Origin of the sequence: Glutamicibacter arilaitensis Re117 (assembly GCF_000197735.1) — a bacterium.
Taxonomy (GTDB): Bacteria; Actinomycetota; Actinomycetes; order Actinomycetales; family Micrococcaceae; genus Glutamicibacter; species Glutamicibacter arilaitensis.
Genome location: NC_014550.1, coordinates 3,031,232 through 3,046,458, shown reverse-complemented (window position 1 = coordinate 3,046,458; position 15,227 = coordinate 3,031,232). Strand labels below are relative to the sequence as shown.

The window sequence follows — 15,227 nt, the reverse complement described above, 5'->3', positions numbered from 1 at the left end:
GCCGCGGGCCGTCACCGCGGCGGGAAGCAGAGGGGTTGTTCCATGGACCAGGAGTCGATAGTCATCGTTGGTGCCGGGCTTGCCGCCGCCAGTACGGTGGCAGCACTACGCGAGCGGGGACATGCCGGCCCGATCACCCTGATTGGCGAGGAATCGCACCTGCCCTATGAGCGTCCGCCCCTGTCCAAGGGCTTCTTGCAGGGCAATGACAAGCCAGAAGACTTCACCGTGCATGACGCGCAGTGGTACGCAGCGCAGGAGGTCACCCTCCGGCTGGGAACCGCCGCAATCAGCGTGGAGACCGGCAAGCAGCAGGTGATGCTGGCCGATGGCACCGCCGTGGATTACGGGCAACTGGTGCTGGCCACCGGTTCGCGGGCCAGCGTGGGCGGGGACTCGCCAATGCCCGGTTATGACCTGCCCGGGGTGCATGTGCTGCGCACGCTGGAAGATGCCCAGTCGCTGCGCGAAAAACTGGTCGAGGGCGCCCAAGTGGCCGTGGTCGGCTCGGGCTGGATCGGTATGGAAGTGGCCGCCACAGCCCGCCAACGCGGAGCCCGGGTCACCGTCTATTCACCGTCCGAGGTGCCGTTGGCCAAGGTCTTCGGAGAACGCTTCGGGAACCACCTGCTGGAGCTGCACCAGTCCAATGGAGTGGATGTGCGCACCGCACGCGTGCAGGGCATCGAGCAGGTCGACGGGCACCTGCAAGTGCTTTCGGATGCCGGCTCATCGCGTGCCGATGTGGTGCTGCTGGCTATTGGTGCCAAACCCAATCTGCAACTGGCCGAGACGGCCGGGCTGGAAGTGGATCACGGGGTGGTGGTCGATGCGTCGCTGCGCAGCAGCAACTCCAAGATTCTGGCCATCGGGGATATCGCCCAGGCGTTCAATACCAAGCTGCGCGCCCAATTGCGCGTGGAGCACTGGGACAACGCGATCCGCCAGGGCAAGCTGGCGGCCGCGACGCTCACCGGTGCCGACGCATCCTATGACTGGTTGCCGTATTTCTTCACGGACCAATTCGATCTGGGAATGGAATATGTGGGGCATAATTCCCCAGATGACGTCTCGGCAGTCCGCGGCAGCATGGAAAGCGGAGAATTCTTGTTGTTCTGGCAAGATGGCGAGAAGATCACCGCGGCGGCAAATGTGAATATCTGGGACGTCAATGATCGCCTGCGTGAGCTGGTGGGCAAGACGGTGCCAGCCGCCTCGCTGGCGGATCCGGATATCGACCTCGGTGATTTATAGGATTTTACTAAGCAGCAAGTGACCCTCCAAGAAAGTAGGAATAGCTGATGAGCATCATGGTCATGGGCGTGGAGCCGGGGATGTCCCCGGCAGTATTGGCCGCGGCGGCTTCGCTGGCGCGCGGCCTGGATGCGAAATTGGTGTGCATCCATGCCGACTCCGGACGTTTCGTCACCGACAAGCTTGCCGAAGGAAACCTGCTGGCTTCGGCTGCTCCGCTCTCCGAGGAACTCGCCTGGGAAATCAACTCGGTGGTTACCGGTGTCGAGCTTGAAAGCTACACGGTGGCCGGCGACCCGGCCAAGGTGCTCGCTGCCGTTGCCGAACAGCTCGATGCGCAGATGATCGTCGTGGGCACCCGGCGTCCGGGGATCCGCAATAAGATGGCTCAGCTGGTCGAGGGATCAATCGCCGTGGCGCTGGCCCATAAGCAGCACCGCCCGGTCCTGGTGATTCCACAGCAACCTTCCGAAGAAAACGAACTGCCCTGGGACTAGGCGGCTGACTTCATCTCGAAGTACAAGTCCAGATGCAGTTTGCAGCCCGGATTGAACAGTGCCTGGCAGTTCGGGCAGGAACTGGTTTCCAGATATTCTGCGGGGCTCAGCTGCGTGCTGCAGACTCCGCAGAGTACCGCCGGTTCATCGAACCTGTCTGCCGGCCACGGCTCTGCCTGGTGATCGGCGAGCTCGGCATGGCAAAGGTGGCAGGGGTAGAAGGTCGCGCAGCAATCGTGCTTCAGCGCGATCACATCGAAGAGCGAGTGGTAGTGGGCGCACCGAGTTTGCCCATCCATGCGCACGCCTCGCAATGCTGCAGGGTGCGCCGGATTTCCCCATTTCTTCATATGGATCCTTTCAGATAACCGTGACCGGGTGTGCAAATATGCACGCCGAATGTGCACAATCCATGTCCCACTATGCCTCGTTTCGCCTATCTTTCGCGATGTGATCTAGGCCATACTCGCTGATGAAGCTGGTTCCAAAGGGGGTACTGGCGTGGGCGGAAGGAACGCACAGTGGCAAGCGAAACGTCATCGAAGGCCGAGCGCAAGGGGTTGCGCCGGGTCGTAGCAGCCTCCATGGCTGGCACCGTCGTCGAATGGTATGAATTCTTCCTCTACGCGACGGCGGCGACGCTGGTCTTCAACAAGATCTTCTTCCCGGATACGGGCAACGATCTGGATAACATCATCAAGGCCTTCCTGACCTACGCGGTCGGATTCATCGCCCGCCCGATCGGCGGCATCGTCTTCGGCCACTTCGGTGACAAGTACGGACGCAAGCACCTATTGCAGGTTGCCATCGTTCTCGTTGGCGCAACGACGTTCCTGATGGGCTGCCTGCCCACCTTCGACTCCATCGGCTACGCCGCGCCGGTGCTGCTGATCGTGCTGCGCTTCGCCCAGGGCTTCGCGGTAGGCGGGGAATGGGGCGGCGCGGTGCTGCTGGTTGCAGAGCACGCACCAAACAAGGAACGCGGATTCTGGTCTTCCTGGCCGCAGGCAGCAGTGCCGGTGGGCAACCTGCTGGCCACCGTGGTGCTGCTGGAGCTTTCGGCGACGCTCAGCGACGCTGCCTTCCTGGCCTGGGGCTGGCGCATCGGCTTCTGGCTCTCGGTGGTCATTGTGGTGGTTGGCTACTATATCCGCACCCGGGTTTCTGATGCACCGATCTTCAAGGAAGCCAAGGCCGAGCTGGAGCAGAATGCCGCTGCCGGATACGGCGTAGGCGAAGTCTTCAAGCGCTATCCACGCGGCGTGTTCACCGCGATGGGCCTGCGCTTTGGCGAGAACATCATGTACTACATGGTGGTGACCTTCTCCATCACCTACATGGCCACCCAGCTGAAGATGGACACCTCCACCATCCTGGGCCTGATGCTCATTGCACACGTCTTCCACGCCATCATGGTTCCAATCATCGGGCGCTTCACAGACAGCCGCGGACGCCGTCCGGTTTACGCCACGGGCGTGGTGCTCATGGCCGTATGGGGCGTGGCGGCCTTCCCGATATTCAACACCGGCAACGATGCCGTCATCCTGGCCACCATCATGCTGGGACTGTTCGTCCACGGCCTGATGTACGCCGGACAGCCGGCCATCATGGCAGAGATGTTCCCGACGCGCATGCGCTACTCCGGTGTCTCGCTGGGCTACCAGGTCACCTCGATCGTGGCCGGTTCGATGGCTCCGATCATCGCCACCTTCCTGCTCAAGGTCTACGGATCCTGGGTTCCAGTGGCCGGCTACATCGTGTTCGCCGCGCTGGTCACCCTGGTGGCCGTGTACTTCATGAAGGAAACCAAGGGCGTTGACCTGGGAGCCATCGACGAGGCCGACCGTTTGGCCACCAGCGGCGAGGCAGCCGTTGCCAACAGGCTGAAGGTCCGGAAGTAGCCGCAGGGCTTCCCGGCAACGCCAAGGCCGGCTCCGTGGTCCGGAGCCGGCCTTCGGCGTGCGCCCTTCGCGCGCAGCAGGGCGCGTTCGCCCAGGACGGTGGCGTCCTTGCAACATGTACACCGCGCACTGCAGGTAGAATCCTTCTAAGCAGCAGGGGAGGCCATCGACCATTTGCTTCCGGTGGCATGGGGTCGATGCCTGGCCTGCGAAGCGAGGAGGGAGAGTGCCGGCGATGCAACCATGCCGACTGCAGATCTTCGGTGCCAGCGGGAGCGGCACCACCACCCTCGCGCGTGCCGTTGCCGACGCCTGGTCGGTGCCGCATGCCGATAGCGATGACTACTTCTGGATCCCGACCGATCCTCCCTACTCCAAGCAGCGTGCGCCAGCTGACCGGAGCAGGCTCATGAATGAGGTCTTTGTTCCGCGCAAGGCCTGGGTGCTGTCCGGATCAATCCAGGGCTGGGGAGACGACGTACTGGCCCACGTCGACGCTTTCGTTTTCCTGACATTGGATCCCGAAGTGCGCATGCGCCGGCTTGCAGAGCGCGAGACGCTGCGCTTGTCCAGAGATTATTTGGAACCCGGAGCCATGGGCGAGTTCATGGTTTGGGCCGGTGGCTACGACGACCCGGAATTCAGCGGACGCAGCCGTGCCGGGCATGAGAAGTGGCTGAAGACAGAAGAGCGTCCGGTGCTCCGCCTGGACAGCGCTCAGCCGGTGGCGCAAATGTGCCAGGCCATCGTGGACTGGGAGCCGTCCTGGCTGAGGTGAATGGCACCTAGCCTCGGGACAGGTCATACGCCGGGAAAGGCGGGATGAACCAGTCGCCTGTAGTGGCCGCGTCGTTCAACGCACGCACAGTTTCCTGCACGGCGCGGCTGCGCAAAGCTTCTTCCCTGCCCACCAGCCAGTATTCGGAGTGGTAGGTGAACTGGTCATGGAGCACCGGAATCATATTCGGGTAATGTTCCGAGAGGAACGTGGGGAGCAACCCGATGCCTGCATGGTTCATGGTGGCCGCATATTGCACCGCGATGCTCGTTGACGAGATCGCGCGTTGGATCGGGGGCAAGACGCTGGTGGCCTCATCGAGCTTGTCCACCGTCAACGCGGTGTCGATGTAGTAGTTCAGGCGGTGCCCGGCCAGGTCCTCAAGCGCAACTCGCGTGCCGTGGGCTTCGAGGTATTCGGCTGTGGCATAAAGCCGCAACTCGTAATCCATGAGTTTCGTAGAGGCGGCCTTGCGGACATTGGGCTCGCCAATGACGATTTCCAGATCCATGCCGGTACGCGTCTGCCGGGCACGGGTGGTTTCCGAAACGATCTCGAACACCAGCTGCGGATGCTTCGCCTGCAACTTGGCCAAAGCCGGAGCCGCCAAGTGGGCACTGAAGGCATCGGGGGCAGCGATGCGCACGTGGCCGGCCAGGCCACCGGTGTCTTTCTCCGAGCCAATGGCTTCTACTGCCTGTTCGATCGCTTCGGCGCTGGCCATGGCCCGCCGGCCCAGATCGGTCAGTTCCCAGCCATTGGGGGAGCGCGTGAGCAGGTGGCCTCCCATGGCTTTTTGCAGCGCATCGATGCGCCGGGAAATGGTCGAGTGGTTCACCCCGAGGACATTCGCCGCAGCGGTGTAGCGGCCCAAGCGTGCAACAGTCAGCAAGGCTATGAGGGATTCGAGATGGCGGTAATCGATCTGGCGCTCCATAGAACACAGTCTGCCATGAGCAGTGTGCGCTAGCGCACACTAGCCCTGCGCAATTAGCGTGCCGAAGTGCATTGAGTCTGCCGCGCCGGGCACCCTACGCTGGCCTGAGAAGGACAATACTCAACGATGAGGGGTGTGCACATGAGCACGTACGCATGGATTGGCCTAGGCAACATGGGCGGACCGATGACCGCGAACCTGGTGGCCGCCGGGCACACCGTGCGCGGCTACGACCTGGACGCAGAAGCCTGCAAGGCTGCAGCAACCGGCGGGGTGCAGATTGCCGGCTCGATCGCCGAAGCCATGGACCAGGCCGATGCAGTGTTCACCATGCTGCCCAAGGGCGAGCACGTGCGTTCGGTCTATGAAGCCGACGACGGAATCTGGGCCAACGCGACCAACCACATGCTGCTGGCAGATTCCTCCACCGTGGACATCGAAACCTCCCGGGCCATCCACGCAGGTTCCCAAGAACGCGGACTGAACTTCATCGACGCCCCGGTCTCCGGCGGCATCTCCGGTGCCGCAGCTGGAACCCTGGCCTTCATGCTCGGCGGAGCACCGGAGCTGATGGAACGGGCCACCGAATTCATCGCACCGATGAGCGGCAAGACCATCGTTGCCGGGGGCCCCTCCATGGGCATCGCCGCCAAGATCTGCAACAACATGATGCTGTTCATCGACCTGATGGCCAGCGCCGAAGGCTCCCAGCTGGCTGAAGCACTGGGCCTGGACCCCGAGGTGTTCTGGCAGATCGCCTCGGTATCCTCGGGACGCTCCTGGGCGCAGCAGACCTGGTACCCGGTGCCCGGCATCATCGACACTGCGGCGGCGAACAACAACTTCGAGGCAACCTTCCGCACCGATCTTGCCCGCAAGGACATCGGACTGGCACTGGATGCCGGGCAAAGCACCGGGGTGCAGCTGCCAGCAGCCAGCTTGGCTCGCGAGCACTTCGACGAGCTGATCAGCCAAGGGCTGGGGGATAAGGACTGCTCGCTGATCGTGAAGAACCTGTTGCCAGATGGCGTGGTGCGCGGCTGGAACCCGAAGGAAACCGAGTCCGCTCCGAGCGCTGCGAGCTGATCATGCGCCAGATCCAAGCCGCAGTGCTTGAGCACGCACAGAACCAGAAACCCTACGCCGAGCACCAGCCGCTGGTGATCCGCCAGCTGCAGCTGGAGGAACCCGGGCCTGGCGAAGTGCTGGTTCGCATCACCGCCGCTGGCCTGTGCCATTCTGACCTGTCGGTCATCGACGGGAACCGTCCGCGGCCCCTGCCGATGGTTCTGGGCCACGAATCAGCCGGGATCGTTGAACAGGTGGGCCGGGGCGTGGATCTGGCAATCGGCCAGCAGGTGATCTCCGTCTTCCTGCCGCGCTGCGAAAAATGCGATGCCTGCGCCACCGGCGGCAAGCTGCCGTGCAGCGCCGGAAGCCAGTCCAATGCCGAGGGCACACTGCTAGGTGGCGCTCGCCGGCTGTTTCTGGACGGAACCCCGGTGCACCACCACCTCGGTGTTTCCGCCTTTGCCAGCCATGCGGTGATGGATGCGCGCAGCCTCATCCCGGTAGGAGCAGACGTTCCTGCTCCGGTAGCGGCCGTGCTGGGCTGTGCCGTGCTGACCGGAGGAGGAGCGTTGCGCAACGCCGCGAAGGCAACCGGTGACCAGGACATTGCCATCGTTGGCCTTGGTGGAGTGGGCATGGCCGCCTTGCTGGTAGCTGCGGGACAGCGAACCACCGGGAAGATCTTGGCAATCGACGCCAATGAAGAAAAACTGGCCATCGCCAGGGAACTTGGCGCCGATGATGCCTGCACCCCGCAGCAAGCAGAAGGACGCACCGCGCAGATTGTCATCGAAGCAGCCGGTCACCCGCGGGCCTTCGAAACCGCAATGCAGGTCAGTGCCGTGGGGTCCACCGTGGTGACCGTGGGGTTGCCAGCTCCCGGGGCGATGAGCAGCATCGAGCCATTGGCGCTGACCGCGGGGGCGCGTACGGTGATCGGCAGCTATATGGGTTCGGCCTTGCCGGCGCGGGACATTCCCTGCTATGAGCAGCTTTGGTGTGAAGGCAAGCTTCCACTGGAAAAGCTCGTGAAGACCAGAGCGCTGGCTGAAATCAATCAGGCGCTGGATGAGTTGGCGGAAGGCCGTTCGGTGCGCCAGGTGCTTTTGGCCTGAAGAAAAGGGCGGAAAGACAGTAGAGTTGAGCAGTGACTGATTCCACTGCGGGGCCTCGTGCCCTGGCTACCCTGACCGACATCCGGGTATTCGACTACCTGTGCCAAGCTCCAGCGACGCGTACTCAGATTGCAGCGGAGCTGGGCATTTCCAAGCCCACCGCATCGCAGGCCATTTCCCGCCTTCAGGAGAACGGGCTGGCCGTATCCATTGAACGGGCTAACGAGCCCAAGCGCGGACGCGTGCCCGAGCACTATGCGTTGGACAGCAGCTTCGGCCACCTGCTTGCACTGTGCTTGCAGGCCGAATACCTGCAGATGCGCGCCACCGATTTGAGCGGCAAGACCTTGGTGGACCGCCTGTACCCGCTCACTGCGCACACCAGTGCAACCGAAGTGGAGCAGATGGCAGCGCGCGAAGTTGCCCGCGTAGCCGGCGAACTCAAATCCCCTCTGCTGGCCGGTGCGGTCAGCCAGTCGGCCCCGGTGCTTCGCGAGGGGAATCCGCGCGTACGCCCCACCCCGATTTTCCCTTCCTCCGGCGCGAACCTCGCGGGGGCCTTCCCTGACGGGATTGAAGTACTGCTGGACAATGACGTGAACTGGATGGCGGTGGCCGAAGCCGGCCAGAGCAACCAGTCGCTGATGATGCTCTACATCGGTTCGGGCCTCGGTGCCGGACTGGTGATCGACGGACAGCTGCACAGGGGCAAGCACGGCACCGCCGGCGAATTGGAAACCCAGCTGATAGGCGATTCGAACCTGCGTGAGGCGCTGGGTGCGGCAGGCATGTTCCAGACCCGCGTGCTCTGGGAGAAGCTGGCCGACAAGCGCAACTGGCCAGCCTTTTTCGCCCCGCTAAGCCAGGTGCTCTCGAACCTCATTGGGTTTGTGGATCCCGAACGCGTGGTGGCCATCGGCCCGGGTCTGACCCCTGAAATGTGCCTTGACTTCGAGCGTGAACTGAACCAGAAACTCTTGGAGCCCGTGCAGATCCAGCTTTCCACGCTGGGTACCGACGCCGCGGCGCGCGGAGCGTTGGCCGGTGCCCGAGAATTGGCGTTGGATCACTTGTGGGAAAACTACCGGGTACGTTGACCAAAGTGACCTGAGTTATATATTGTAAAGAGTCCTTAAAATTTTTATTTGTTATCACCGGGAGAACTCTGATGGCATCATCCGACGCATCGGCATCCACATCGCAGTTCGCTGCCATCGGCCTTGATCTAGGTGGATCGTCGATTAAATACGGTTTGATCGGCACCGACGGAAAGCTTGTCGAAGAGACCTTCAGCCAGGCCACCACCCCAGAAGGCGCACATCCAGATGATGTTGCGCAGGTAATGGCCCGGATCATTTCCCAGCTGCAGCAGCTTACCGGTGATGAACTGGCAGATATTCCTGTGGGCATCACCGTGCCGGGTATTGTCATTGACGGCGTGGTGCACTCGGCAGCAAATATCGACAAGGCCTGGGTCGGGTTGGATGCCACCGCCAAATTCAGCGCGCTGCTGGGCCGCGAAGTCTCTGTGCTCAATGATGCTGACGCGGCTGGCGTAGCAGAAGTCTATGCAGGGGCCGGCGCCGTGAACGGACAGCCGATCAAAGGCAGCACCATGCTGCTGACCCTGGGCACCGGCATCGGGTCGGCGTTCTTCCGCGATGGCGTGCTCTTCCCGAATGTTGAATTCGGCCACCTGGAGATCGACGGCTTCAACGCAGAAAGCAAAGCAGCCGCCCGCGTCATGCGCGAAGAGAACCTGACCTGGGAGCAATACATCGCCCGGTTGCAGCGCTACCTGTCCCATGTGGAATTCCTCTGCAGCCCGGATTTGATCATCATCGGCGGGGCGATCTCCGAAGACCACGAAAAGTTCCTGCCACAGCTGGACCTGCGTGCCAAGATCGTTCCTGCCAAATTCAACAACGCCGCCGGAGTCCTGGGTGCCGCACAGCGCGCCCTGCATCCTGGCAATTAGGAACCACATGCACACGATTGACCCGAACGCCCAGATCAAGCTCGTCGCCGTAGATATGGACGGTACCTTCCTGGACGGCCAGGGCAAGATCCCAGAAGCAGCATGGGCTCTGATCGACCAGCTCCAGGCTCGCGGGATCAAGTTCGTGCCGGCATCGGGACGCCAATTCGCTACCCTGCGCGAGCAGTTCGCGCAGTTGGGAGACATTGCCATCATTGCCGAAAACGGCACCGTGGTGATGAACGGCGAAAAAGAGATCTACTCGAACATCATTGATCCGGCAGCGGTAGCCTCGGTCATCCAAGCGGTGCAAGGGCAATCCTCGCTTGATGCAGGGCTGGTGCTGTGCGGACGACGCACCGCATATGTGGAGCGCAGCGATGAAGCCTTCACCGCAGCAGTTGCTCCGTACTACCGTGCCGTGCAGGTAGTTGAGGACCTGTCCCAAGTTGAGGACGAGATCATCAAAATGGCCATCAACGTGGGAACTGGTGCGGTCAAGGAGATGGCAGCAGCGTTGGATGTGCCATTGCAAGTGGTCATTTCCGGCAGCCACTGGGTCGATGCCATGAACCATGGTGTGCACAAGGGCTTGGCTTTGAATGCTTTGCAGGAGAAGCTGGGCATCACTGCCGATGAAACGGCAGTCTTCGGCGATTACCCCAATGATCTGGAAATGATCAAGGCCGCAACCTACTCATTTGCGATGGCCAATGCGCATCCGGTGGTTGCTGAAGCCGCGAACTTCACTGCCCCATCTAACCTCGAGCACGGCGTGCTGCAGGTGCTGGGCGCTTATCTCGACGGACGCGAACAGCTCTAGAGCAACGGAGCAAGATCCGTCTTCAGGTCGATGCGGGGGCTCAAAGAGCGTTGGTACGCTTCGAATATCCAGCGGGCCATCCAGGCTCCATGCCGATACGTAGGGATCAATTTTGGAAACGTCAGCAGCCATCATGGGCTCCGTGATCGTGCTCGTAGCCTTGATCGGTTGCGGAATCTTTGGTCGCAAGTCCAAGCGGTAGATCCCGGCAGCCACGGCAAATGCTTCAGGGCCTGGGTGGAAGAAAAATTCTTCCACCCAGGCCCTGGGCCTACCTGCCGGGTCTAGGCGCCCAAGTAATGGCGGATCCCGGCCAACGCGGCGCGTACGCCGGAATCCAGCGCACCGCGGTATTCAGGCAGGAAGAACGGGGAGTGGTTCCCTGCCGGTGCCGGATCTTCAGGATCCGCTCCGCCGAACATCCAGAACACATTGGGCACGCCGATGGCATCGCCCAAGGCACCGAAGTCTTCCGAGCCCATCAGCGGCGGCACCAGTCGAACCTGTTCCGCGCCGAACTCTTCACTTAGTGCCCCGAAGACATTGTTTGTCTGTTCCGGGTCGTTGTACAGGCGCGGGAAGCGGTACAACTCGGTGATCTTCGGTGCCGGTGCGCCCGAAGCGACTGCCTCGGCATCGATGATCCGGGTGATCGCCTTGAGCACCTGGTCTCGGACCGGTTCGGTCAGGGTCCGCACGTTCAGCGTGAATACGGCGGTGTCCGGAATGATGTTTTCCTTCAGCCCCGAGTGGAACGAACCGCAGGTCACTACGGCTGAATCCAGCGGGTGCAGTTCACGCGAGGTGATGGTCTGCAACCGGGTGATGATGTTGGCACCCAACACGATCGGGTCAATGGAATCCTGGGGCTGGGATCCATGGGCCTGCTTGCCATAGAGGGTGACCTCTAGCGAGTTGGCCATTGCCATGGCCGATTCCGGGGTGAGGTGGATATTGCCGGTGGCGAAGGGGAAAACATGCTGGCCCAGGACCACGGTGGGCCGCGGCGCCTGGTCCCACAGTCCATCAGCCACCATGGAGGCTGCCCCGGCGCTGGTCTCCTCGCCGGGCTGGAAGATGAATACCACCGTGCCGGCCCATGACTCGGTGCTGCGTGCCAAAACCCGAGCCGCACCCAAGGCGCTGGCCACGTGGGTGTCGTGGCCGCAACCATGCATCACCGGAACTTCGGTGCCGTCGGCGAGCACGCCTCGGGCGGTGGAAGCATAGTCCACCTTGGTGTCTTCAGCGATTGGCAGGCCGTCGCTGTCGGCGCGGAAGGCCACGGTGGGCCCCTGGCCATTGCGCAGGATGCCCACCACTCCGGTGCCGCCGCAACGGAAATGCTCGATGCCCAGCTCGCTGAGCTTGGATTCGATGTAGGCCGCGGTGTTGTGCTCCTGCATGGACAGCTCCGGATTGCGGTGCAGATGCAGGTAGTCCTCGTGAAGGGACTGGGTTTCGGTATCGGTCAGCCCGAAGGTGGTAGGCATGGAATGATCCTCTAGCTTTCTGCTGTGTAGATTTTCTTGCGGTCTCGCAGGACCCAGGAGAAGACGATGGAGCTGATGACGACGATCGCAGTTGCGAACATGCCCAGGTTCGGTGCCACTGGCATGACCACGAAGTTCATGATCAAGGCCAGAACCAGTGCGATAACCGTTGGCCGCAGTGACTTCATGGCCACGATGCTCTGTACCAATACCGCGCCCATCAGCGAAGGCAGGATGTACAGGCGGGCTACCTCGATGACCTCCAGGGGAATCATCGAAACCAGCCACGTGCCCAGCACGCCGACGAACAGCAGCAGGCTGGTCAGGTGGACGGTCGCCGCGCCGCAGATGGCCATGACCGCTGCGAGGTCCCCGCGCTTGGTGCCGGGCTTCGCGCCGATGGTGGACTGCGCGACGATCGCTGCAGGCAGGAGCTTGTTGGAGATGTTGCCGATCATGAAGGCCTGGTACATGGCCGCGGAACCAAGGATCGGGAAGTAGGTCAGCGGTTCAACGAGCCACAGCACGCCGAAGGTCGCACCCACTGCGATGAATGCCACCCAGATCATCGACGGGTCGATATCCAGGCCGCTGAAGAACGCGATGTAGATCGGGCCAATCAGCGAGAACGCCAGGCCAATGCTCATGGTGATCGAACCATAGCGTGAAGTCTGCTTCTCGAATCGCGCCATTGACGCATCGGCGCCGGTCAGTTGAGGTGTCGTAGTCATGAGAGGTCCTTAGGCGGTGTGCAGGAAGTAGGCGGCGACAATGGAGACGATGATGGAAATGCCCAACGCCCATTCCTTGAGCCATTTCAGATTCAAGGTCTTGGACAGCAGCAGGCACAAGCCCATGCAGGCTGCCGAAATGCCCACCAGAATTGCGTGGATGCTCGACTTAGGCAGTTCGGCAACGGTCAGTGCGGCGAATGCGCCGAGCAGGGCTGCGGTGGGGATCAGTGCCATCATTGCCGGGTTGCGCTTGGACATCGAGGCGCCGCCCTTTTTCATCAGCGGGGTCAAGATCAAGGTGGAGATCATCCACATCGCCCCGGACAGGCTCATTGCCATGAATGCCACGCCAAAGACCTGCTGGGTGTAGGTGTCTCCGCCAAGTTCGGCACCCATGGTGCTTGCGGCGATGCTCGCTGATCCGGTTTCTGCTGCGGCAGAACCAATCAGGCCAATGCGGACCAATACAGCTGGTGTGCCGAACAGAGCCAGAAGAGCGATGGCTACGAGGACCACGGCCAGGGACGGTCCGACCGAGGCGACCATGCCAGCGCGGAAGGATTCCTTGACTTCGTTCAACGGCATATCTACGTGCGGTGCGGCTTTTTTCGCTGCACGCGAGTACAAGACGCACTGCACGAAGATGACGGCGAAGACGCCAAGAGCACAGATCCAAAGAACTGGGGAATTGGCTAGGGCCCAGATATCAGTTGAATTAGGATCACCCGCTGCCATGATGATTTGGGGATTCATGTGTGCTCCTAGCGCCGAAATGAATAATTGTGAGGTGGGTCTCTTTCATGTTCAACGATCCGTGATTACACTGTCTCTGGCAAGATATGGATTGATTAGACATATTTCTGGCCAAATCCTCCAAATGGACCGATCAAAGCACCTCGTATTCGAGGATCTGGTCGAAATAATCTGAACTTTTTCCATATAGATCACAGGAGCACCGGCGGCCGATGGTGATTATGGCCTGAAAGCGGGAATAATGTCCGATTTAAACACCCTCAGTGACCTGGAACGGCAAATTATCGTCGCATTGCAGGTTGACGGTCGTGCGACTTGGCGCAAGATTGCCCGGGTGATTGGTGAACCGGAGCGCACCGTTGCCCGCTACGGCTCCGCGCTGCTTGAACAAGGCAAAGTGAAGATCGCGGCGATCGTCCATCGTACGGGAGCAGTGATCGCGTCGGTGAGCTGCGCTCCGGGAACGATCCCAGTAGCCAGCCAAGCGCTGTCCGCGCGAACAGACACCAGCTTCACTTACATGGTCACCGGCGAAAGTGGCTCTTCAGGATTGAGGGTGTAAACGCCGTCTAAACCCACCGGTCTCCAACAACGACCGGGCGATATAGTGCGCCAGATTCTTGAACCCCAACGCGATACCTCGCAGATGCTCCAACCTGCCATTCAAAGCCTCGGTAGGACCATTCGAACTACCAATATGATCAAAGTACGCGAGAATGTCCGTCTTCCTCCTGCGCAGGGTGCCGCCGAGCTTTTTCAGCTCCGGCAACCCTTTCGGTACCTTCGTGCCAACTTCGTTGATCAGTTGCTCCAAGGCCCACCGTCCGACCTCGGGCTTCGGTTGCCGGTAGGCATCCACCATCTTCTGATACACGCTCCAGACCAATTGAACCGGCTCATACTCCGGCTCCTTGAACAGGTCTTCAAGCTTGGTCTTCTGCTTTTCCGTAGCCAAGGATAGTCCCGTGGTCAGCGTTCGCCTGCACTTGTAAAGCGGGTCATCCTTGCGTCCTCGACGCCCATGTTGCTCACGTTGAATCCGTTGCCGGGTCTGGTCCAGCGCCTCGGAACCTAGTTTGACTACATGGAATGGATCCAACACCTCCACCGCGTGGGGTAGCTCCTCGACGGCAGCTGTTTTGAAGCCGGTGAAACCGTCCATTGCGACGACTTCAATGCCCTGTTTCCATTGTTCTTCTTGATCAGCCAGCCAGGTTTTGAATACAGCTTTGGATCTTCCAGGGACCATGTCGATCAGTCGTGCGGTACCGGTGCCGTCACGCACCGCGGTGAGGTCCACAATCACGGTGACGTATTTGTCGCCGGTTCGGGTATGCCGCCAAACATGTTCATCGACTCCCAGCACTTTGACCCCGTCGAAGCGGGTTGGATCATCAATCAGTAAGCGTTGACCTTCAGCCAGCACAGCCTCATTGGCGGTATTCCAGGTGACGCCGAGGCCTTCGGCAATTCGGGAGACTGACAAGTGGTGGCAGACCAGTCCAACCAGCGCCCAGCGTAGCCCGGTCCTGCTGATTTTCTGGCGTGGCGCTACTGCTTGGGACAGCTCTTCACGCCAGACTCGTTGGCAATTGGCGCAACGGTAGCGGCGGTGTTTGATGACTAGGACAGTGGGACGCCAGCCCAATGGTTCGTGGGCGAGGCGGCGGGTGACGGTATCGCGTGGAATGCCTGCTGCTCCGCAGGTTTGGCACCAAGGGATCGGGTTGGTGACGTGGCAGAGGATTTCGGCTTTCGCTGCGCTCAGGTGTTGCCCGATTGCGGTCAGTCCCAAGCCGTCAAGATTGGTGAAAGTGGTGAGGTCTGGTGCGGTGAAGGTAGGATTGAGCAACGTCGAGGTCTTTCGAAAATGGCTAGTGTAGTAACTTCCAT

At 61.1% G+C, this 15,227-nt stretch carries 16 protein-coding genes; 10 read left to right on the top strand and 6 right to left on the bottom strand.

Annotated elements, in window-relative coordinates; all coding sequences use genetic code 11:
• Positions 1-42: 42 nt before the first annotated feature.
• Positions 43-1,254 carry an NAD(P)/FAD-dependent oxidoreductase gene (locus tag AARI_RS14540; RefSeq protein WP_013350037.1) on the top strand — a complete coding sequence of 404 codons (1,212 nt, stop codon included), beginning with the start codon at positions 43-45 and terminating at the stop codon, positions 1,252-1,254.
• 47 nt (positions 1,255-1,301) lie between these two features.
• On the top strand, positions 1,302-1,751 hold the full coding sequence (locus AARI_RS14535) for a universal stress protein (RefSeq protein WP_013350036.1): 450 nt from the start codon (positions 1,302-1,304) through the stop codon (positions 1,749-1,751).
• On the opposite strand, the gene AARI_RS14530 is transcribed toward AARI_RS14535, so the two are convergent.
• Positions 1,748-2,101: a CHY zinc finger protein gene (locus tag AARI_RS14530; protein WP_013350035.1), complete on the bottom strand. Its 354-nt coding sequence runs from the start codon at positions 2,099-2,101 to the stop codon at positions 1,748-1,750. The genes AARI_RS14535 and AARI_RS14530 overlap by 4 nt on opposite strands.
• 171 nt (positions 2,102-2,272) lie before the next feature.
• Here AARI_RS14530 and AARI_RS14525 point away from each other — a divergent pair, with 171 nt between their 5' ends.
• Both AARI_RS14525 and AARI_RS14520 read left to right on the top strand, forming a co-directional pair.
• A complete protein-coding gene (locus tag AARI_RS14525; protein WP_013350034.1) occupies positions 2,273-3,652 on the top strand; it encodes an MFS transporter in 1,380 nt (459 codons plus the stop codon).
• Positions 3,653-3,887: 235 nt separating this feature from the next.
• Complete coding sequence (locus AARI_RS14520; RefSeq protein ID WP_041649011.1) at positions 3,888-4,430, top strand: P-loop NTPase family protein; 543 nt, start codon at positions 3,888-3,890, stop codon at positions 4,428-4,430.
• Positions 4,431-4,437: 7 nt separating this feature from the next.
• On the opposite strand, the gene AARI_RS14515 is transcribed toward AARI_RS14520, so the two are convergent.
• Positions 4,438-5,367 carry a LysR family transcriptional regulator gene (locus tag AARI_RS14515; RefSeq protein ID WP_013350032.1) on the bottom strand — a complete coding sequence of 310 codons (930 nt, stop codon included), beginning with the start codon at positions 5,365-5,367 and terminating at the stop codon, positions 4,438-4,440.
• Positions 5,368-5,508: 141 nt separating this feature from the next.
• Here AARI_RS14515 and mmsB point away from each other — a divergent pair, with 141 nt between their 5' ends.
• From mmsB to AARI_RS14490, 5 genes are all read left to right on the top strand, one after another.
• The gene (mmsB, locus tag AARI_RS14510; protein WP_013350031.1) at positions 5,509-6,453 is read left to right on the top strand and encodes a 3-hydroxyisobutyrate dehydrogenase; all 945 of its coding nucleotides are present in this window, start codon (positions 5,509-5,511) and stop codon (positions 6,451-6,453) included.
• Between the two features lie 2 nt (positions 6,454-6,455).
• Positions 6,456-7,553, top strand: a complete 1,098-nt coding sequence (locus AARI_RS14505) for an alcohol dehydrogenase catalytic domain-containing protein (RefSeq protein WP_013350030.1) — start codon at positions 6,456-6,458, stop codon at positions 7,551-7,553.
• A gap of 32 nt (positions 7,554-7,585) precedes the next feature.
• A complete protein-coding gene (locus tag AARI_RS14500; protein ID WP_013350029.1) occupies positions 7,586-8,650 on the top strand; it encodes an ROK family transcriptional regulator in 1,065 nt (354 codons plus the stop codon).
• 71 nt (positions 8,651-8,721) lie between these two features.
• Positions 8,722-9,531: a polyphosphate--glucose phosphotransferase gene (gene ppgK, locus AARI_RS14495; protein ID WP_013350028.1), complete on the top strand. Its 810-nt coding sequence runs from the start codon at positions 8,722-8,724 to the stop codon at positions 9,529-9,531.
• 7 nt (positions 9,532-9,538) lie between these two features.
• On the top strand, positions 9,539-10,354 hold the full coding sequence (locus AARI_RS14490; RefSeq protein WP_013350027.1) for an HAD family hydrolase: 816 nt from the start codon (positions 9,539-9,541) through the stop codon (positions 10,352-10,354).
• A 284-nt stretch (positions 10,355-10,638) separates the two neighbouring features.
• On the opposite strand, the gene AARI_RS14485 is transcribed toward AARI_RS14490, so the two are convergent.
• Genes AARI_RS14485 through AARI_RS14475 form a run of 3 tightly spaced genes read right to left on the bottom strand, consistent with a single transcriptional unit; the run spans position 10,639 to position 13,334 of the window.
• On the bottom strand, positions 10,639-11,847 hold the full coding sequence (locus tag AARI_RS14485; RefSeq protein ID WP_013350026.1) for an amidohydrolase: 1,209 nt from the start codon (positions 11,845-11,847) through the stop codon (positions 10,639-10,641).
• Between the two features lie 11 nt (positions 11,848-11,858).
• The gene (locus AARI_RS14480; RefSeq protein ID WP_013350025.1) at positions 11,859-12,578 is read right to left on the bottom strand and encodes a hypothetical protein; all 720 of its coding nucleotides are present in this window, start codon (positions 12,576-12,578) and stop codon (positions 11,859-11,861) included.
• 9 nt (positions 12,579-12,587) lie between these two features.
• Positions 12,588-13,334 carry a DUF5058 family protein gene (locus tag AARI_RS14475; protein ID WP_013350024.1) on the bottom strand — a complete coding sequence of 249 codons (747 nt, stop codon included), beginning with the start codon at positions 13,332-13,334 and terminating at the stop codon, positions 12,588-12,590.
• Positions 13,335-13,575: 241 nt separating this feature from the next.
• On the opposite strand from AARI_RS14475, the gene AARI_RS14470 reads away from it, so the two are divergent.
• On the top strand, positions 13,576-13,896 hold the full coding sequence (locus AARI_RS14470) for an AsnC family transcriptional regulator (RefSeq protein ID WP_041649007.1): 321 nt from the start codon (positions 13,576-13,578) through the stop codon (positions 13,894-13,896).
• On the opposite strand, the gene AARI_RS14465 is transcribed toward AARI_RS14470, so the two are convergent.
• Positions 13,879-15,186 carry an ISL3-like element ISAar19 family transposase gene (locus AARI_RS14465; RefSeq protein ID WP_013347368.1) on the bottom strand — a complete coding sequence of 436 codons (1,308 nt, stop codon included), beginning with the start codon at positions 15,184-15,186 and terminating at the stop codon, positions 13,879-13,881. The two genes, AARI_RS14470 and AARI_RS14465, sit on opposite strands and share 18 nt — an antisense overlap.
• Between the last annotated feature and the right edge of the window lie 41 nt (positions 15,187-15,227).